The sequence below is a fragment of the Paenibacillus sp. J22R56 genome (genome assembly GCF_056269375.1).
Map to the genome: position 1 here is coordinate 15,456 of NZ_JBWDNV010000015.1, position 19,905 is coordinate 35,360.

The 19,905-nt window shown below is 48.1% G+C and carries 20 protein-coding genes; 17 read left to right on the forward strand and 3 right to left on the reverse strand.

The window, feature by feature from the left end:
* Positions 1-33 precede the first annotated feature (33 nt).
* The 16 genes from yabG (at position 34) to spoVT (ending at position 14,933) form a co-directional block, all read left to right on the forward strand.
* Positions 34-927, forward strand: coding sequence for a sporulation peptidase YabG (gene yabG, locus AC0YNT_RS28840; protein WP_475807712.1), 894 nt, complete (start codon positions 34-36; stop codon positions 925-927).
* A gap of 155 nt (positions 928-1,082) precedes the next feature.
* Positions 1,083-1,358, forward strand: coding sequence for a biofilm formation stimulator Veg (gene veg, locus AC0YNT_RS28845; RefSeq protein WP_167282749.1), 276 nt, complete (start codon positions 1,083-1,085; stop codon positions 1,356-1,358).
* 147 nt (positions 1,359-1,505) lie between these two features.
* Positions 1,506-1,688: a small, acid-soluble spore protein, alpha/beta type gene (locus AC0YNT_RS28850; RefSeq protein ID WP_167282747.1), complete on the forward strand. Its 183-nt coding sequence runs from the start codon at positions 1,506-1,508 to the stop codon at positions 1,686-1,688.
* A 132-nt stretch (positions 1,689-1,820) separates the two neighbouring features.
* Positions 1,821-2,675: a 4-(cytidine 5'-diphospho)-2-C-methyl-D-erythritol kinase gene (ispE, locus tag AC0YNT_RS28855; protein ID WP_475807713.1), complete on the forward strand. Its 855-nt coding sequence runs from the start codon at positions 1,821-1,823 to the stop codon at positions 2,673-2,675.
* A gap of 81 nt (positions 2,676-2,756) precedes the next feature.
* Complete coding sequence (gene purR / locus AC0YNT_RS28860) at positions 2,757-3,590, forward strand: pur operon repressor (RefSeq protein WP_167282743.1); 834 nt, start codon at positions 2,757-2,759, stop codon at positions 3,588-3,590.
* A 15-nt stretch (positions 3,591-3,605) separates the two neighbouring features.
* A complete protein-coding gene (locus AC0YNT_RS28865) occupies positions 3,606-4,004 on the forward strand; it encodes a RidA family protein (RefSeq protein WP_167282742.1) in 399 nt (132 codons plus the stop codon).
* A 129-nt stretch (positions 4,005-4,133) separates the two neighbouring features.
* Positions 4,134-4,421: a septation regulator SpoVG gene (gene spoVG, locus AC0YNT_RS28870; protein ID WP_167282740.1), complete on the forward strand. Its 288-nt coding sequence runs from the start codon at positions 4,134-4,136 to the stop codon at positions 4,419-4,421.
* Positions 4,422-4,689: 268 nt separating this feature from the next.
* Positions 4,690-6,090 carry a bifunctional UDP-N-acetylglucosamine diphosphorylase/glucosamine-1-phosphate N-acetyltransferase GlmU gene (gene glmU / locus AC0YNT_RS28875; RefSeq protein WP_475807714.1) on the forward strand — a complete coding sequence of 467 codons (1,401 nt, stop codon included), beginning with the start codon at positions 4,690-4,692 and terminating at the stop codon, positions 6,088-6,090.
* Positions 6,091-6,148: 58 nt separating this feature from the next.
* A complete protein-coding gene (locus AC0YNT_RS28880; RefSeq protein ID WP_475807715.1) occupies positions 6,149-6,799 on the forward strand; it encodes a 50S ribosomal protein L25 in 651 nt (216 codons plus the stop codon).
* A 140-nt stretch (positions 6,800-6,939) separates the two neighbouring features.
* Positions 6,940-7,500, forward strand: coding sequence for an aminoacyl-tRNA hydrolase (pth, locus tag AC0YNT_RS28885; protein WP_475807716.1), 561 nt, complete (start codon positions 6,940-6,942; stop codon positions 7,498-7,500).
* A 64-nt stretch (positions 7,501-7,564) separates the two neighbouring features.
* Positions 7,565-7,795 carry an anti-sigma-F factor Fin family protein gene (locus AC0YNT_RS28890; RefSeq protein ID WP_167282734.1) on the forward strand — a complete coding sequence of 77 codons (231 nt, stop codon included), beginning with the start codon at positions 7,565-7,567 and terminating at the stop codon, positions 7,793-7,795.
* A gap of 118 nt (positions 7,796-7,913) precedes the next feature.
* A complete protein-coding gene (gene mfd, locus AC0YNT_RS28895; RefSeq protein WP_475807717.1) occupies positions 7,914-11,441 on the forward strand; it encodes a transcription-repair coupling factor in 3,528 nt (1,175 codons plus the stop codon).
* A 172-nt stretch (positions 11,442-11,613) separates the two neighbouring features.
* Positions 11,614-12,714 (forward strand): peptidylprolyl isomerase, encoded by a 1,101-nt coding sequence (locus AC0YNT_RS28900; RefSeq protein WP_475807718.1) that lies wholly within the window; start codon positions 11,614-11,616, stop codon positions 12,712-12,714.
* Between the two features lie 149 nt (positions 12,715-12,863).
* Complete coding sequence (locus AC0YNT_RS28905; RefSeq protein ID WP_475807719.1) at positions 12,864-13,736, forward strand: SPFH domain-containing protein; 873 nt, start codon at positions 12,864-12,866, stop codon at positions 13,734-13,736.
* A gap of 11 nt (positions 13,737-13,747) precedes the next feature.
* Positions 13,748-13,933 carry a type II toxin-antitoxin system antitoxin gene (locus AC0YNT_RS28910; protein WP_475807720.1) on the forward strand — a complete coding sequence of 62 codons (186 nt, stop codon included), beginning with the start codon at positions 13,748-13,750 and terminating at the stop codon, positions 13,931-13,933.
* 460 nt (positions 13,934-14,393) lie between these two features.
* Positions 14,394-14,933, forward strand: a complete 540-nt coding sequence (gene spoVT, locus AC0YNT_RS28915) for a stage V sporulation protein T (protein ID WP_167282725.1) — start codon at positions 14,394-14,396, stop codon at positions 14,931-14,933.
* Between the two features lie 71 nt (positions 14,934-15,004).
* On the opposite strand, the gene AC0YNT_RS28920 is transcribed toward spoVT, so the two are convergent.
* A complete protein-coding gene (locus AC0YNT_RS28920; RefSeq protein ID WP_475807721.1) occupies positions 15,005-15,850 on the reverse strand; it encodes an AraC family transcriptional regulator in 846 nt (281 codons plus the stop codon).
* Positions 15,851-16,027: 177 nt separating this feature from the next.
* Here AC0YNT_RS28920 and melA point away from each other — a divergent pair, with 177 nt between their 5' ends.
* A complete protein-coding gene (gene melA, locus AC0YNT_RS28925) occupies positions 16,028-17,326 on the forward strand; it encodes an alpha-galactosidase (protein ID WP_475807722.1) in 1,299 nt (432 codons plus the stop codon).
* Between the two features lie 712 nt (positions 17,327-18,038).
* On the opposite strand, the gene AC0YNT_RS28930 is transcribed toward melA, so the two are convergent.
* Both AC0YNT_RS28930 and AC0YNT_RS28935 read right to left on the reverse strand, forming a co-directional pair.
* A complete protein-coding gene (locus AC0YNT_RS28930; RefSeq protein ID WP_475807723.1) occupies positions 18,039-18,662 on the reverse strand; it encodes a GyrI-like domain-containing protein in 624 nt (207 codons plus the stop codon).
* 32 nt (positions 18,663-18,694) lie between these two features.
* Positions 18,695-19,837, reverse strand: a complete 1,143-nt coding sequence (locus AC0YNT_RS28935; RefSeq protein WP_475807724.1) for a glycerate kinase — start codon at positions 19,835-19,837, stop codon at positions 18,695-18,697.
* Positions 19,838-19,905 lie beyond the last annotated feature (68 nt).

The following is a 19,905-nucleotide window of genomic DNA, read 5'->3' on the forward strand; positions in this document are numbered from 1 at the left end:
CACCCATACGATAGACGAAGAGGTGATTTACCCATGAAGCAAGGGGACCTGGTCGTCCGCAAATCGTATGGCGGTGACGTGCTGTTCCGAGTTGAAGATATGCGATCCGATCAAGCATTAATTAAAGGCACGGACTACCGATTGCTTGCGGATGCGCCAATTCCCGACTTGTCGGTTGTTCGTGACCCTGAATCGACAAGTGCGCGGCAGCAAGTGCAGATTAAAGTAAACGACTCTCTCAAACGTATGCGGCAGGAAAAAGCGCATCTGACGGTTTTATCCAGTCAAGATCGTGCTGCTTCGCAGCAGCAAAACCAGTCTTATTTTGAATTGCCGGGCAAGGTGCTTCATTTGGATGGGGACGGCAACTACTTACGGAAGAGTATGCAGTTGTACCAGACGATGAAAGTGCCGGCACATGGCGTGCATGCTCATGAATCCCAAATGGCACAGCTCTTGTACCGCTTGCTGCCGCAGGTAAAGCCGGATATCGTGGTCATTACTGGTCATGACGGTGTTTTGAAAAACCGGGAAGGCGAAGATCTGTACAGCCTAAGCAGCTATAAAAACTCACAAAGCTTCGTTAATGCGGTACGCGTCGCTCGCCAATATGAGAAGAATATGGATGGGCTTGTTGTCGTGGCTGGCGCTTGTCAGTCGCACTTTGAAGCACTACTTCAGGCTGGCTCTAACTTTGCGAGCTCGCCGGGTAGAATATTGATCCATGCTTTGGATCCGGTTTATATTGCGATTAAAGCGAGCTACACGTCAGTTCGCGAATCGATAAACCTCTCAGATGTGATCCATGGCACGATCAGCGGCATTGATGGAGTGGGTGGGATTGAGACGATGGGACGGCATCGGATGGGCTTGCCGAAGCCTAAAAAAGTGACAACATCAACGGCAAGTATGAAGATAACGTCTTAATATGTACATGTTTTCTCCGATTATGCATCAAATTCGAAAAAATGGGCGAAAACACCGTTGACAATTTAATAACATGGCTGATATAATATTTTGCCTCATTTGACAAACTGCCCCTTTCTGGTTATAATGGACAAGGAAAGAGGTGGTAGTGGACAATGGCAAAAAATGCGCTATTGGAAATTAAACGCAATTTGGAAGCTCACGTAGGTTCCAAAATCCGTCTTCGAGCTAACGGTGGCCGTCGAAAGACCATCGAACGTACCGGCACGTTAGAAGAAATCTACCCTTCTGTTTTCATTGTCAAACTGGATCAGGAATCTCAATCGTTTAAGCGCGTTTCCTACAGTTATGCGGATATACTGACAGAGTCGGTGGAAGTGACCGTATGCAATGATGAAGGTCAAGTCCGAATTACCCATATTCAACAATAGATGCACATCTCAATTACGAGTTTAGACGCGAATCCCTGGATTCGCGTTCTTTTTCTATCTACCCCTGTTTCTGCATAAGCGACAGCGTTCGAAGCGCATAATAAGACGCAATCACTTTCATTTCTTATGACAGGAGGTGCGTACGATATGGGCCGTAGAAGAAGCGTTATGTCTGAGCAGTTGAAATATGAACTGGCCAAAGACCTCGGTTTTATCGATACTGTGCAGCAAGAAGGCTGGGGCGGGATTAGTACAAAGGATGCCGGCAATATGGTAAAGCGGGCAATCCAGCTTGCCGAACAGGCTGCTGCAAAGTCTAACGGACAATAGCCGCAGGCCGTGATTATATCGCAAACAGAAGCTAAGAGAGCGGGGCGCTTAAAGCCAGCGCTGACCTCTTAGCTTTTCTTGTGCCCGTTTGTTATAATGTTGCTTAGCTAACAACGAACGGGAGAGCTTGCCATGAAAATATACGAAAAGGCTCCGGCGAAAATTAACCTGATGCTTGACGTCATGAGGAAGCGGGAAGACGGTTTCCATGAGGTCGAGATGATCATGACGATGGTCGATCTTGCGGACAGGCTGGAACTTGAGGAACTGCCGAGGGATACGATTATTATTTCGAGCCAGGCTGGATACATACCGCTGGATGAGAAGAACTTGGCCTTCCAGGCAGCGCGGCTCATTAAAGAGCGCTACAATGTCCGTAAGGGCGTTTATATTCATTTGGATAAAAAGATACCGGTAGCAGCTGGTCTAGCAGGCGGCAGCAGTGACGCTGCAGCAGCACTGCGCGGATTAAACCGGCTCTGGCAGCTTAACATCCCGGAAGACGAGCTGTGCCGCCTTGGTGCGGAGCTTGGCTCCGATGTACCTTTCTGCGTAACAGGCGGTACGGCAATTGCACGAGGCCGCGGAGAGAAGCTGGAGCAGATCAGCAATCCACCGCAATGCTGGGTCGTACTGGCCAAGCCTCCAATTAACGTATCAACCGCTGATGTATACGGCAAACTGCGAGCGAACGAGCTGAAGAGCCATCCTTCTACACAGGATATGGTATCGGCTATTGAGCGTGGTTCATTCTCGGATATCTGTGCCGGGTTAGGCAATGTCCTTGAGAATGTTACCCTGGATTTATATCCGGAAGTGCTGCAGCTGAAAGAAAGCATGCAAAAGCTAGGTGCTGATGGCGTCCTGATGTCGGGCAGTGGACCAACTGTTTTTGGTCTTGTTTCGAAGGAAGCCAAGCTTCCACGTATCTATAATGGGCTTCGAGGTTTTTGTAAAGAAGTATACGTGGTAAGAATGCTGACATAATGCTGACGTTTTCCTTGATTAAATCCGTATAAAAATGTTATATTGACTTTATATTATTCGGATTTAGTGGGGGGAATGACTTTGAAAAAATTGAAGCGAAGCGCAAGACTGGTAGAGATGACGCAATATTTGCTGAGTCGTCCCCACACGTTAATTTCGTTAACAGCATTTGCTGATCGCTATCAGTCTGCGAAGTCTTCCATTAGTGAAGATTTGGCCATTATAAAAGAGGTCTTCGAGGAAGAAGGCTTTGGTGAGTTAAATACACTTGCTGGTGCTGCAGGCGGGGTTAAATATACGCCTAAGATGCACACCTCTACAGCTTTATCGATTATGGAGAACATTTGCCGCCAACTGGAGCAACCTGAAAGGGTACTACCGGGCGGTTATTTGTATATGACCGATATGCTGGGACAGCCGGAGTTACTGGCCGATATTGGACGAATGTTCGCGACGGCATTTGCTAATCGAAATATTGACGTGATTATGACAGTTGAGACGAAGGGGATTCCGCTTGCTTATGCGACGGCTGCCTGCCTCAACCTGCCAGTTGTTATTGTAAGAAGAGATAATAAAGTGACCGAAGGCTCGGCAGTAAGTATCAATTATGTATCCGGCTCCAATAAGCGGATCCAGACGATGTCACTGGCTAGACGTGCCTTGAAGGAGCAGTCCCGTGTCCTTATTATTGATGATTTCATGAAGGCTGGTGGAACGATTCAAGGGATGATGGATCTGCTGTATGAATTCAAAGCGACCGTTGCCGGCGTTGGTGTATTCGTAGAGTCAGGTGAGGTTGAACATGAAGAACGTCTGCTCGAGGATTACGTCTCGCTTGCGACACTGACGGCCGTTGATCTCAAGACAAAGCAAACTAAGGTGATACCGGGCAACTATTTTAATACACAGGTGTAGAAAGGTTGGGAATTCATGACGACAACAGGTAAGCTGCAAGTAATTTCGACGGATAAGGCGCCAGCCGCAATTGGGCCGTATTCGCAGGCAATTAAGCTTGGAGATCTCTTATTTACATCGGGTCAAATTCCGCTGGATGCATCTGGTCAATTGGTAGAGGGCGGAATTGAGGAGCAAACGCACCAAGTATTCCGTAATTTACAGGCTGTATTAGAAGAAGCAGGTGTAACATTAAATAATGTTGTAAAAGCAACTGTATTTATGAAAGATATGAATCAATTTACAATTGTAAATGGCATCTATTCCTCGTACTTTGGTGACCATAAGCCAGCGCGCTCGGCCGTTGAAGTAGCAAGGCTTCCGAAGGATGTTCTTGTCGAAATAGAAGTCATTGCATCGACTGTTGTCGAATAGAAACGAAAAATAATTAAACTTAAAAAATATTTTTAAATATCGCATTTTTTTCCAAAAAAATAAAAGGATTTTGCACAAAAATGTGGAAGTATACACCAAGTCTCAGATAGGCAAAGGTGGTGAACACAAGTGCAAATTACTGATGTCAGACTCCGCCGCGTAAATTCGGAAGGGCGTATGAAAGCTATTGCTTCTATCACGATTGACAATGAATTCGTTGTTCACGATATTCGCGTCATCGATGGTAACAATGGCATGTTTGTGGCTATGCCAAGCAAACGTACGCCAGATGGAGAATTCCGGGATATCGCTCACCCAATCTCTTCGACAACCCGGGAGAAAATCCAAGCTGCTGTACTCGCTGAATATGAGCGTGCAGCAGTGGAAGAAGTAGTAGCAATCGAAGAAGGAGCTTAAGCCTATCCATTAAGCTACGGAATTGTCCCAATTTGTGGGTGGCAAATGCCGCTCACGGATAGGGACTAATCAGGAAAGAGGGCCGAGAGGCTCTCTTTTCTTTTTGTGTATAATGGGATATAGTCTTAAACAAGGTGAAACGGCAGTGCCGGCTATGGTGGCTAAGCGCGTTTCATTCCGAAGAATTCTAAGTATCTTTTATAGCCCTGTAAAGACAAAATATATTTTCTTATAAATTCAAAAAGAAGTTGTGTAGGAGGAATTACGGTTGAAAGTGATGGCGATTGTGCTGGCTGCCGGTAAAGGTAAGCGGATGAAATCGAAACTATATAAAGTTCTGCATCAAGTAAGCGGTAAGCCGATGGTAGAACATGTACTGAATACGGTTAATGAAGCAAAGAGCGAGCGTACGGTTGTAATTGTAGGTCATGGGGCTGAGATGGTAAAAGGTTACCTTGGCGATCGTGCAGAGTATGTCCTGCAGGAGCAGCAGCTTGGTACGGGTCATGCCGTCCGCCAAGCGGAAGCACTTCTAGGCACCGAGGAAGGCACTACGATTGTTATTTGTGGTGACACACCTCTAGTACAAGCAGAGACTATTGAAGCGATGCTGGCTCTTCATACGTCTAGCGGTGCAGCAGCCACTGTACTGACGGCTTCCTTCGATAACCCTACGGGGTATGGCCGCGTGATCCGCGGCGCTGACGGTGCTGTAGAACGCATTGTCGAGCAGAAGGACTGCTCTCCTGCGGAAGCGGCCGTGAAAGAAATTAATACAGGCACTTATTGCTTTGATAATAAGAAGCTGTTCGCTGCACTGGCAGAAGTGAAAAGTGAAAATGCGCAAGGTGAATTCTACCTGACGGATGTCGTAGGTATTTTCCGTCAAGCGGGCGATTCGGTTCAAGCTTACTGCACGCCGGACCTGGCTGAAGCCATTGGTGTAAATGATCGTGTAGCGCTTGCGGAAGCTGAGCGTTTCATGCGTGAGCGTATTAACCGTAAGCATCTGATCGAAGGTGTTACGATTATTGACCCGGCTAATACGTATATTGAAGCGGGTGTGCGTATCGGCGCTGATACGATAGTGTATCCGGGTACGATTCTGCGCGGTACAACGGTTATTGGTGAGGATTGCGTCATTGGACCACAAGCAGATATTACGAACTCCGAGATTCATAGCGGAGCTTCGGTGAAATATTCGACGGTTGCTGATTCGGTTGTCGGTAAAGACAGCACGGTTGGTCCTTATGCGAATCTGCGTCCAGGCTCGAAGCTTGGTGAAGGCTGCAAGATCGGTGACTTTGTTGAGCTGAAAAACGCAACGCTTGGCGATGGCAGCAAAGTATCACATCTGAGCTATGTTGGCGATGCAGTTGTCGGCAAAGATGTTAATATCGGCTGCGGCGCGATTACGGTCAATTATGACGGCTTTAATAAAGCAATCACGGAAATCGGCGACAACGCATTTGTTGGCAGCAACGTAAACCTGATTGCACCAGTGAAGCTTGGCGAAGGTGCTTATGTCGTAGCGGGTTCGACGATTACACATGACGTTCCATCAGGCGATCTTGCGATTGCCCGCCAGCGTCAGGAGAACAAATCAGGCTATGCGGATAAGATCCGTGCAAGGGCGAAAGCGAAGAAAGAAAGAAGCAAGAAAGAATAGGTTTTCCAGAGGTTGGGCAAAGTGATATGGAAATTGACTTTCAGGAGGTTCCTATCACATGTCCATACCGATGACAGCAGAACAAAGAAATACGCATATGAAAAGCGAGCTCCGCAGCTTAAGAGCTAGCGGTAAAGTGCCAGGTGTTGTATACGGCAAGCAGCTTGCTTCTCCAACATCAATTGCATTGCCTGAGAAGGAGCTGCTCGCCTTGCTGCGCTCCCATCCTAATGCAGTCGTTGATCTGGATATCCCAGATGCCGGCAAGCAATCGGTTATGATTGCTGCAGTGCAGCGTGAGAAGCTGTCGCATAAGCTGCTTCATGTGGATTTCCATCAAATCAACATGAATGAAGAAGTGACGGCGCATGTCCGTATTGACCTCGTAGGCGATTCGCAGGGTGAGCGTGAGGGCGGCATCGTGCAGGCTTTGCTGCATGAACTGGAAGTACGCTGTCTGCCTGGAAGTATTCCTGATGCGATTCCTGTAGATGTAACGGGACTCCTGATGGGGGGCAGCTATCTGGTAGGCGATGTTCAGGTTCCAGCCGGTGTGACGATTGTAACGGATCCTTCAGCGGTTCTTGTTACCATCCTGGTTCCTCAGAAGGATCTGACGGCTGAGGAAGCTGAGGCGCAGGAAGTAGAAGCGAAGGAAGCGGCATCTCGTTCAACAGAAGCACAGATGCATGAAGTTGATTTTGCATAGTGAGGTATAAACGAACGGTATCGTCCTGAGAGGGGCTGATACCGTTTCTTCCTTTATTGCTTTATTGCAGAGCAGGGAATCATACCCATCATGTAGAATAAAAAGAAATATAAGCAGATAAGATTGGAGAGCAGGATAGCATGAAGTGGATTGTAGGACTGGGGAATCCCGGGACAACCTATCAGGGGACGCGGCATAATGTAGGGTTTATGGTGATTGATGAGCTGGCGCGGCGCTGGAATATTCAAGTGACGCAAAGCAAATGCAAGGCACTGATCGGTGAAGGTCACGTGCAGGGCGTAAAGGTTGCCCTCATTAAACCGATGACGTATATGAACCTGTCTGGTGAATCGGTACGGGGCTTCCTTGATTATTACAAGGCTGATCGAGAAGATGGACTTATTGTATATGATGATATGGACACCGAGATCGGCAAGATTCGTTTACGTTACCAGGGTAGTGCTGGCGGCCATAACGGGATCAAGTCACTTATTCAGCATTTGGGCACACAGCAGTTCAACAGGGTAAGGATGGGCATTTCAAGGCCTCAGCCGGGCCGGAATATCGCCGACTATGTACTGGATAATTTCCCGAAGAGCGAGCAGGAAGCTCTTAAAAGCATGATTGAACAGGCTTGTGATGCAGTCGAATATTCTTTAAAGGCAAATTTCGAGAATACAATGGCCAAGTTTAACAAGTAGACCGCCTAAGCTCGTATAAATCGGGCATACTGAAGGGTATAACCATTCTTCAGGAGGCATACATATGGCTGTAAACTATATTTGCCGGCACTGCCGGACGCCAATGGGGACTATCGATGAGAAGGATATTTCGGAAGCCAAGCTGGGTTTCCATTTCTTGACCCCCGAAGAGCGCAGCGATATAATAGCGTATAACTTGAACGGCGACGTAACAGTCAAAGTCGTATGCGATTATTGCCGTGAGGCGCTTGAGGCGAATCCGGAGCTGCTCCTTGTCGTTAATCCGCTGCAATAATCGGAATAATCGCATAGTGCTTTAGAGCCTTAGCATCTGGCTGAGGCTTCTTTTCGATGATTCTACTTGTAAAGCTTCTATTGTTTTGCTTGTGTATAGAAACGGGGTGCCTAAACGATTGAAAGCGTTAGTACAGGCTTTTGCTGCGGATCCGGACGTACAGTCGATTATTACCGGTGTCCGTAAAGGAATGCGCGAGCAGATGATATCGGGTCTTGCTGGTTCTTCCAGGCAAGTACTCGTAGCGGCGGTGAAGGAAGACTTAGATCGTCCGCTGCTTGTCGTCACGCATAATATGTATGCTGCACAAAAGATTGCCGAGGATCTGCAGGAATGCTTCTCGGCCGATGATGTATTATTATATCCCGCGAATGAGCTGGTAGCTGCCGAAGCAGCGATCTCGAGTCCTGAGACGCTGGCGCAGCGAATGGATGTGCTGATTAAGCTGTCCGAAGGCTTCCGCGGGATTATTGTCGTTCCATTTTCCGGTATTCGGCGCTATCAGCCGATTAAGGGTGTTATGTCCGACGCTAAGATAAACGTCAAGGTAGGCGATACGCTGGAGCTGGACACGTTCCTGCGCCAGATGACGGGTCTTGGTTATTTGCGTGCGGACCGCGTTGAGTCGAAGGGCGAGATGAGTGTTCGAGGCGGGATTGTCGACTTTTACCCGCTGACAGCAGAGCTTGCTTACCGGATCGAGTGGTTTGGCGACGAAGTGGATTCTATCCGTACCTTTGAACCTTCTGATCAACGCTCGCTTGATAACCTGCAGACGTTCACTGTAACGCCTTGCCAGGAGATCGTGGCGGATAAGAGTCGCTTTAACGCGGCTGCGGAGCATGCGGCGTCACTGCTTGCTCAGCAGCTGGAGAAGATGACGGACCGTTCGGCCAAGGAGCGTCTGCGTCAAGAAATCGGCGGCGAGATTGAGAAGCTGCGGGAGCATGTGTATTTCCCTGAAATCTATAAATATATATCTTTGCTATACCCAGAGAGACAAACGATTCTGGACTACATGCCGGATGATACTCTCCTTATTCTCGACGAGCCGACTCGTCTTATTGAGACTGCACGTCAATTGGAGCGGGATGAAGTCGAATGGTCGACGCATCTGCTCTCAAACGGCAAATCGCTGCCAAGCTTCACGCTGGCACGGGATGCGGATGAAATTCTCCATCACCGTAAATTCCAGACATTATTCCTGTCGCTCTTCCTGCGTCAAATCCCGCATTCACAGCCGCAAAATATTTTAAATATGACCAGCCGTGCGATGCAAAATTTCCATGGGCAAATGAACGTGCTCAAAGCGGAGATGGAACGCTGGAAGAAGACGGGCGCCAAAGTTATGATGCTGGGCGGCAACACGGAGCGGATCGACCGGATTCGCCGCGTGCTGCAGGATTATCATATTGAACCTCCGATTCTGATTGAGGGCAACCTGCAGTCTGGCTTTGAGCTGCCATCTTCCCATCTTGTTATTATTACGGAAGGCGAGATGTTCTCGCAGAAGCAGCGTAAGGCGCGTCGTGTGGATAAGAAGATCGACAATGCCGAGCGGATCAAGAGCTATACCGAGCTGAAGGTCGGCGATTATGTCGTTCACCAAAACCATGGTATCGGCAAATATGTCGGCATCGGCACGCTTGAGATTGCGGGTATCCATAAGGACTATCTTCACATCTTGTATGCAGGCGGCGATAAACTGTCTGTACCGGTCGAGCAGGTCGACATGATCCAGAAGTATGTTGGTTCCGAAGAGAGGGAGCCAAAGGTTAATAAACTTGGCGGCAGTGAATGGGTACGGGCGAAAAATAAAGTCCGTGCATCTGTACAGGATATTGCCGACGATCTGATTAAGCTGTATGCGCAGCGCCAGACGGCAGCTGGGTTTGCTTTTGGTCAAGATACGGCCTATCAGAATGAGTTCGAGGAGATGTTCCCGTACGATGAGACGAGGGACCAACTCCGGGCGATTGAAGAGATTAAGAAGGATATGCAGAAGGCACAGCCCATGGACCGTCTTCTGTGCGGCGATGTTGGCTACGGTAAAACGGAGGTTGCGGTCCGCGCTGCATTTAAAGCTGCGATTGAGGGCAAGCAGGTAGCGATCCTTGTGCCAACGACGATTCTTGCTCAGCAGCATTACGAAACGTTCCGTGAGCGCTTCTCAGGCTATCCTTTTAATATTCAGGTTCTAAGCCGTTTCCGTTCCCGCAAGGAGCAGACGGATACGATGAAGGGGCTCAAGGCGGGCACCGTTGATGTTGTAATCGGGACGCATCGCCTCTTGTCGCAGGATATTATTTTCAAAGATTTAGGACTGCTTATCGTCGATGAAGAGCAACGGTTTGGCGTGTCTCATAAAGAAAAGCTCAAAAAGCTGAAGACAAACGTTGACGTATTGACCCTTACTGCTACTCCTATTCCGCGGACACTTCATATGTCGATGCTGGGTGTACGTGATTTGTCGGTTATCGAGACGCCGCCGGAGAACCGCTTCCCTGTGCAGACGTACGTTGTGGAATACAGCACTTCTTTGGTGCGTGAAGCGATTGAGCGAGAGCTGGCGCGTGGTGGGCAAGTCTATTACTTGTACAACCGCGTGCAGGGTATCTATCAAATGGCTGAGCAGATTAATGCACTTGTACCAGATGCGAAGGTAGCTGTTGGCCACGGTCAAATGTCTGAAACAGAGCTTGAGAAGACGATTCTTGATTTCCTCGATGGTGAATCTGATGTGCTCGTGAGCACGAGCATTATTGAGACCGGGGTCGATATCCCTAACGTAAATACACTTATCGTGCATGATGCGGATAAAATGGGCCTTTCCCAGCTGTACCAGCTGAGAGGGAGGGTTGGCCGCTCGAATAGGATCGCTTACGCCTACTTCACCTATCAAAGGGACAAGGTTCTCACTGAAGTGGCGGAGAAGCGTCTGCAATCGATTAAGGAATTTACAGAGCTTGGCTCTGGCTTCAAGATCGCTATGCGCGACCTTGCGATTCGCGGAGCGGGTAATCTGCTTGGCGCGGAGCAGCATGGTTTCATTGCTTCAGTCGGATTTGATCTGTACTCACAGATGCTTGCTGATGAGATCGCGAAGCGTAAAGCGGAGATGGATGGCGTAGAGGTGAAGGAAGAACGTCCTATTACTACGCACATTGATGTAAGTATTGATGCTTACCTGCCTTCGGATTACATCTACGACAGTATTCAGAAGATCGAGATCTACAAGAAGGTTGCGACTGTTCAATCCATTGAGGAATCTGAGGATTTAGCTGAGGAATTAATCGATCGGTTCGGCAATCTGCCGCAGGCGGTTGATAATTTGTTGTCGGTTGCAAGGCTTAAGGTTTATGGTGCGCAATACGGGATTGAGCAGATCAGCCAGAAGGGTGATGATCTGATCGTTCGCTTCGGAGAACGCGAGAAGAAGCGTATTGATCGTAAAATCGTTGACCAGCTCTGTGTATCGTACGAGAATCGGTTCCGCCAAGGCGCGCTGCAAGATGAGCAGCCTTCGCTTTTGCTTCGCGGCAAGGGGCTTGAAATGGATCAGAAGGTTCAACTTTTGGAGCAATTCTTGAAGCAGTTCAAAAACGCGAGAAAAGTCGAAGAAGCACTGCAGGACGCGAAGACTTGATATTATAAAATATAAGAAAGTATAATCATCCTTTATACTGGGCTTATATTTCTCCGGAATGAAATTTGTCTCGCTTTACCAAAGAATGGCGAAATCCGTTTCACCTTGTGGTCAACGCGTGTCGTTTTCTGTTACAATACAATAAACTTCTCAATTTGAAAGGGGATTCAACATGTTGCACACAACACGCAAATCGACATGGCGCAGAAGCGCACTGCTCGTTATCGCGGCAGTGCTCGTCATGACGGTTTTGGCGGCTTGCGGTGGCAAGAAAGATAATGAAGGTTCTTCAGGCCTGACATTCGCAGGAGCAGGCGAGGGTACAGTCGTTGCGACTTACAAAGACGGTACCGTCACAGAACCGGAGTTCAACAAATATTTGGATATTTTCAACATCATGCAACCGGGTTATGAGCAAGTGATTGCAATCCCGCAATTCAAGGAGCAATTGCTTCAGCAGTACGTTTCTTACAAAATTCTCTCTGCACAAGCTTCCGAAGCAACGCTGAAAAAAGCTGGCGACGAAACGGACGAGCAGATGAAGAGCTTTGAAGACACACTAAAGACCAATGCTGATGTGAAAAAAACGCTTGATGATAAAAAAGTATCAAATGCAGACGTTGAAACTTACCTCAACCTGATGCTGGTTGTGGTTGAACATATGAATTCGCAAGTGACTGACGATGAGATGAAAGCAGAATACGAGAAAAACGTAGGTAACTACAACCCTGTAACGGTTCGTCATATTCTCGTAGCTACTACAGACCCTGCTGATTCCACGAAGACGCTTCGCACGAAAGAGGAAGCTCTTGCCCGTGCTAAAGAAGTAAAAGCGAAGCTGGATGCTGGCGGCGACTGGACAGCCCTGGCTAAAGAATACTCCGATGATACGGGTTCGAAAGACAGCGGCGGCCAGTATGCTGATGCGAAAGCAAGCGACTGGGTAGAAGGCTTTAAAAAAGCTGCTCTTACACAAGAGATTGGCAAAATCGGTGATCCGGTTGAGACGGAATACGGCTACCATGTTGTCCTGGTTGAGAAACGCGACCAAGCGGCATACGATAAGCTGACAGCTGATCAGAAGAGTGAAGTACAAAGTGTGGTTGCGTACAACCACATGAACACATTCATGACGGATGAAATGCCGAAACAAGATGTGAAAATTACGTTGCCGGAAGCGGCTGAGTCTCCAGCGGCTTCGACTGATGCATCTGCATCGCCAGCAACTTCGGAATCCCCAGCGACATCCGAATCCCCTGCAGCAAATAAATAAGATTTTGTTAGAGAAAGCTGATCTTATCATGACTAATGATGAGATCAGCTTTTTTTGCTGCATCTTCTTAGAAACAAAGGTGCTAGGGTTTCTTATATTTGTAAAAAGTGATATCATATTAGTATTAAAACAATATAAGGAGTGTTTGTATGAAGGAGCATAAAGCTTGGCATATTAACGGATTTCTCGCTTTACTTGCAGCCATCGTCTCCTTTGCTGGAGGAATCGCACTTATTGTGTTTGGTTCCGATCAGCTGGAGCCGAATGTTTTTCTCATTGTGTTAGGAATACTTCTTGAAGTGATATTTGTTGTTGCTGTATCTTCACTGACGATTGTGCAGCCGAATGAAGCGAAGGTGATTACCTTCTTTGGTACGTATGTGGGGACGGTACGCGACAGCGGTCTGTGGATTGTAGTGCCCTTCACAAACAAGAAGAAGGTCACGCTTAAAGTAAGAAACTTTAACAGCCAGACATTAAAGGTTAATGACGCGGAAGGCAATCCGGTCGAGATTGGAGCCGTTGTCGTATTCAAAGTAACGGAGACGGCAAAAGCATCCTTTGACGTTGATAACTACGAGCGCTTTGTAGAAATTCAGAGCGAGACAGCTGTACGGCATATTGCAGCTCAATATCCTTACGATACATTCACGGACACTACGGTTCAATCGCTGCGTGGCAATGCTGATGAAGTCGCAGCTGAGATGATGAACGAGCTTCAGAACCGATTGGCAGCCGCTGGTGTTGAAGTGATTGAGACCCGGTTGACGCATTTGGCGTATGCGCCAGAGATCGCAAGCGCGATGCTGCAGCGCCAGCAGGCAACGGCGATCGTATCGGCTCGTCAGAGAATAGTAGAAGGTGCGGTTGGCATGGTGGACTCGGCGCTTAAGCAGCTGGCAGAGAACGGCATCGTGCTGGATGAGGAGCGGCGTGCTGCGATGGTCAATAATTTGATGGTCGTAATCGTATCAGACCGGGGAGCAACACCGGTTATAAATACGGGCTCGCTGTACTCCTAAGGGGCATTCCAATGGGGAAAGAAAAGAAAGCTTTCGCGCTCCGGCTCGATCCAGACCTGCACCGTGCCATCGAGCTATGGGCCAATGATGAATTCCGTAGTGTAAATGGTCATATTGAGTTTCTGCTCCGGGAAGCGCTGGGTAAAGCCGGCAGACTGCCCAAACCTCGAGCTAAAGACCCAGAAGAGCGAGTTTAACAGCCGCTGCTCCATTTTTATAAGGGGCAAGCGGCTTTTCTAATACTTTGGTGATTTTTTCACGTGGAACAATTAGCGGGGTTAATTATTAATTCATTGGGAATAGGTTTTTGAGCTAGAAGGGAATGCTTTAAATGGTGCTTTACGGCTAGTCTAACCAAACTTACATCGGCTATCGCCTGGCTTCAGCAGGATGCCGCATAGTTGCCGCTCTCGCGGTGTATAAGAAAATGGGAGCCGATGAATACTATGGTCAGATTCACAAAAGAATTCGTTATCGAACGCGCTAAGCTCGACCCTAAGTAACACAGCAGCTCGAACAAGCGCTCCGCTAGCTGTATCATTCTTTTTCCGCGAGAACGCTTTATTCATGAACAATTGGATAGGGATAATCGCTTGTTATGAAGGCAAATAGGTATCCAGTGACTTAAAATCCTCTAGGAAAGTGGGGCAACAAGAAATGAAAGCAACTGGAATTGTACGTCGCATCGATGATCTCGGGCGTGTGGTGATTCCGAAGGAGATCCGCCGTACTTTACGTATTCGCGAAGGAGATCCGCTCGAAATATTTGTTGACCGCGACGGTGAAGTTATACTGAAGAAATACTCCCCAATCGGTGAGCTTGGCGACTTCGCCAAGGAGTATGCCGAATCGCTATTTGAAAGCACCAATCATGTGACGCTCATTACGGATCGAGATAACATTATTGCGGTTGCGGGCGCATCGAAGAAGGAATTGCTCGAGAAACAAATCGGGTCCCTTCTAGAGAGCTGTATGGATAACCGCAAGACGATTGAAGGAACTTCAGGCACATACGAGATCGTAAAGGATTTACAGGACACATACTCCGCTTACGTTGCAGCACCAATTGTCGCTGGGGGAGACCCGATCGGCACGGTCGTTCTGCTGAGCAAAGATGATGCGGTCAAAATGTCGCAGATGGAGACTAAAATGGTTGAAACGGCGGCTGGTTTCCTGGCGAAGCAAATGGAACAATAAGAAGATTGAAATAATGAAGGCTTGGCCTTCCACTAAGAGATCGAAATCAGATCTTAGCGGAATCCAAGCCTTTATTTTGTTTGCTCGATATGATCGCGGGAGGCTCGGGGCGAAGTTCCGATTACTTTTTTGAACATTTTCGAGAAGAGGAATGGATCTGTATAACCGACAGAACGAGCAATATCTCCGATGGCCAGCTCTTTATGATGCAGCAGCTCAACAGCACGGTTCATTCGGAATTGAAGCAGGAAAGCTTGAAGCGACACCCCATACTGTGCCTTGAATAAGCCAGACAGGTAGGTACGGTCCAGTCCTACAAAATTGGCGATGTCTTGGATTGAGATTGAAAGGCTGTAGCTGTTCTTGATAAAGGCTGTTGCTTTATGAATATAAGCTTCTTTGGAATTGGCGACATGCGGCGGTGAAGCTGGTTGTTTGCTGCAGGCGACCAGTTCAGCCATGTATCGGTACAGAACACTTTGGCTGTACAAATCCCCGTTCCTCGCATCAAGCGCTTGATCAAATTGATCGTACACCGTTTCGAAAAAATCATGATGTTCGGCAGCATCAAAGATCGGGTTGAAGTTGTCCAGTCCTGCTCGCTGCAGCAGCGATTTGGCATGAAGGCCCTTGAGTCCAATCCAGGAATAGGTCCATGGGTTTTCTTCATCTGCTTTGTAGTAGACAAGCGTACCCGGCACAATGAGAAACCCTTGTCCTGCACTTAGCTCATGTGTGTGATCTTCGGAACGAAATTGCCCTGAGCCGCTGTGAACGTAGTGAAGAATATAAATGTCGCGAAGGCCGGGACCCCAATAATGGCCGGGATCGCAATCCTGTTTGCCGTAAAACAACAAGCTTAAATCCATATAACGTTCCGCTGCCGGACTAGGTAGAGATATTTCGGATATAGGCATAAGCAGGTTCCTCCATTGGAAATATAACGGCTTATATGTCTTATTATAAATCAGCAGGCCAGTGAGAAGGAAATGGGATTATGACAAATATATAAGTGTCCTTGCCATGTTCGCCTATCTGCTTCGGATATATAGTGAAGGAGATATTTCTTTTACATTACGGAGGCGATAGCGAAGATGTCCAAGATTACTTTTTTAGGTGCAGGGAGTACGGTGTTTGTTCGAAATGTGCTCGGCGATGTGATGCTGACAGAACCGCTTCAAGGATTTGAACTTGCGTTATACGATATTGATGCGGAGCGGCTTCGTGATTCCGAGCAGCTGCTGTTGAATATGAAAGCATCCAGTGGAAGCAGCTGTGTTATTAAAGCTTATTCCGACCGAAAAGAAGCGCTGCGTGGCGCCAAATATGTTATTAATGCAATTCAAGTAGGCGGCTATGACCCTTGTACAATTACGGATTTCGAGATTCCGAAAAAATACGGTCTGCGTCAAACCATTGCCGATACAGTAGGAATCGGAGGCATTTTCCGTAATTTACGTACAATTCCGGTCGTACTGGATTTTGCCGCAGATATAAGGGAAGTTTGTCCGGACGCTTTGTTCATGAACTACACGAACCCAATGGCTGTGTTGACGAACGTGCTGTCCACTGCGGGCGGAGTAAGAACAGTTGGCTTATGCCATAGTGTACAGTCCTGCGTATCCGATCTGTTCAAGAACTTGGGGATGGACTCCACAGGTGTGGAATCCAAGATTGCGGGCATCAACCATATGGCTTGGCTGCTTGAAGTTAAGAAGGACGGAGTTGATCTCTATCCGGAGATCAAGCGCCGTGCGATTGAGAAGCAGAAGGAGAAGCATCATGACATGGTCCGCCTCGAATTGATGCTGAAATTCGGCTATTATATTACGGAATCATCTGAACATAACGCGGAATATCATCCGTATTTCATCAAAAAGAACTATCCGGAGCTGGTTGACCGGTTTAATATTCCGCTTGATGAGTATCCACGCCGTTGTATCGAGCAGATTAAGGGCTGGAACAACATGCGGGATTCCCTTCTCTCGAACAAGAACATCGAGCATACCCGCAGCCACGAGTATGCATCGCATATTATGGAGGCTATTGAGACCGGTAATCCGTTCAAAATCGGCGGCAACGTCATGAACACTGGCTTGATTACGAACCTTCCGAAGGAAGCGTGCGTAGAGGTGCCATGTCTGGTTGACCGTTCCGGCATCAATCCAACATACATCGGCGATCTGCCGCCACAGCTGGCAGCGCTTAACCGTACGAATATCAATACACAGCTGCTCACTATTGAAGCGGCGTTGACCGGTAAAAAAGAGCATATTTATCATGCGGCTATGCTTGATCCTCATACTTCGGCGGAACTGTCCATGGATGATATTGTGGCTTTGTGCGACGATTTGATTGAGGCACATGGCGGTTGGTTGCCTGCTTACAGATAATCGACTGTGGGCGGGTGCAGGGAATGTACTTTCTTCCGGTTGCTGTTGTACCCATGAAATTTGAATCAACTCGCAAAGCGAGATTTCATGGGTACAAAGGCAAGCGCTTCAAAGCTTTCTGAAAGAAAGCTGCTTCGTAAGCGTAGACTTTCCTCCAGTAAGTACATTCCCTTTCCCTATCTATCGATAGTGGTACAGCATCAAAAAATCGCCCAAAGCGCGCGATTTTGTAAACAAAGTTAGGCTGCCCGAGTTAATGGGCAGCCTATCTTCTTTAAATGGCCTTAAGGTCCGTGACGGACCTTAAGGCCATGAAGAGATGTAGGGATTGAAGGTTTAAGCTCCCTAAGGGACCTTAATATTAGAAAAATGGAGTAGAATTCACTGAAAGCCGCTCGCGTGAAGCACTTAAGGTCTCTGAGGGACTTTAATCAGCGTCAGAAGCGTCAAAATTAAAGGCTTAAGGACCCTGAGGGACCTTAAGCCATATTCTGTAGTAGCTAGGCTGCCCGAGTTAGTGGGCAGCCTTATTGCTGCATAAATAGCAATTGAATAAAGGCGAGGATTGTATCTTCTGGAGGAGTGTAACGCTTGCCTTTGCCCTCTTAAAGTCTCGTTATAACGAGCTTGTTCAAGCTTTAAGAGGGCAACAGCAACCGGAAGGAGATACAATTCTGCTAATTAGATTTAAATTGCAGAAACTGTACTGAAATCACATTGCGTCCACCTTAAACCTTAGGACGGTTTTGAGTTTTTCTGGTTTTGTCTTTCTGACATCGGAAATATAAATTTCCTTGTGCAGCTTTGATATTCGCTTGAGGTTGTTCTCTTCGCAGTATTGTTCCATTCTCGCGAAGCTTGCTGGTTCGTCGTCGTATGAGCCATGATGCATCATTTGGAGGCACATGCCTTCCTCCAGCGGCTCGAACGTTACTTTACTGAGAAGCGGGTATGGCTTTTTCTGCTTTACTGTCTCAATCACTTCAAGGGCAAGAGATTCTGTTACAAAATCGGGCTGTCTGATCATAATGATGTAAATGAGTTGATCTTTGTCGAGGACAGCAGCTTGTCTTGCCTCTTCTGCTAAATCCCACACTCCCTCTAATGGGAATACGGTATATTCGAAATAGCCCTCTGGCGTTACTCCTTTTTTCGGCATCATCTTAACCGCGTAGGATAACGAATACAGCACACCTATCGCTTCTTCGAAATCCTTATGATTGGGGTTGCCTTTGCCGCTTATTGTAAAATATTTTAAAGGCGGGACATGGATGATGGAGGGCTCATTTTTTGGCAGGTACAGTTGTTTGTCGTTCTTTTTCCATTCGTATTTCACTCAAATACCTCCAGGTCCTGTGTTATGTATGATTAAAGAGCGTCCCGTCCCGCGAGAAAAGTACGGACGACCTGCTCAGCCGTTTGCTCGAGCAGGAGGGGAGCGCGCTCCATGGCCTCTTGCAGAGTCATTGGCTCGTTCATGATACTGTGCACGCTGTTGATTCCCTCTGCGTACAAGACGTCAATGCCGGCGCCAACCGAGCCCGCCAGGGCAACCACAGGTACGCCATATTGTTTGGCGAGTTGGGCGACGCCCATTGGTGCTTTACCTGACGCGGTCTGGTGGTCAATACGCCCTTCACCGGTAATGACAAGGTCGGCTCCAGCAAGCTGATCGCCTAAATGGGTGTATTCGAGAACGACATCAATGCCGCGGCGTATGGAAGCGGGAAAGAAGGCGAGATAAGCACCGCATAGTCCGCCAGCTGCTCCGGCACCCGGGCGGTCATGGAGTTTGACGCCGGTTTTGGTAGTAACGAGATCCGCCCAGTGTGTCATGCCGAGCTCCAAATGCTCGACCATTTGCGGAGTTGCCCCTTTTTGCGGACCAAATATCCGGGTTGCACCCTGTTCGCCGATCAGTGGATTTTGTACATCGGTCGCAATCAAGAAAGTGGATTCCGCTATCCGTGAGTCCCACTGGCTGTCTTCAATGACAGCGATATCCTTAAGATGACCTCCGCCAAGAGGAACCGGCTGGTCCGCAGGTCCAAGCAGACGCATGCCTAGCGCCTGCAGCATACCGGTGCCGCCGTCATTCGTTGCGCTTCCGCCAACGGTGAGCAGAAACCGTCGGCATCCGCGTTCTAGAGCATCTAGTATCAGCTCGCCTGTCCCATAGGTCGTTGTTAAGGCGGGATTATACTGCTCATCCGTCAGCAGGCAGAGGCCAGAGGCTTCAGCCATCTCGATGACAGCAACGGAGCCATGCTCAAGCAGCCCATAGGAGGCATTCACTTCCGTCCCAAGCGGACCGGAAACCGTGATCGTCACGCGTTCTCCACCGGTTGCGGCGAGCAGACTGCTCAAGGTTCCTTCTCCGCCGTCTGCGATTGGAATCTCTATGATATCAGCATCCGGCACACAGCGCCGGACGCCTATTGCTATGGCTTCTGCAGCGGAGGCGGAAGATAAGCTGCCTTTGAAGGAATCCGGTGCAATGACAATTTTCATGAGCGGACAGTCCTTTCTTTTTGTATCTATTATACCGAATTCCCAAGTGTTGGGCATGAACACTAACT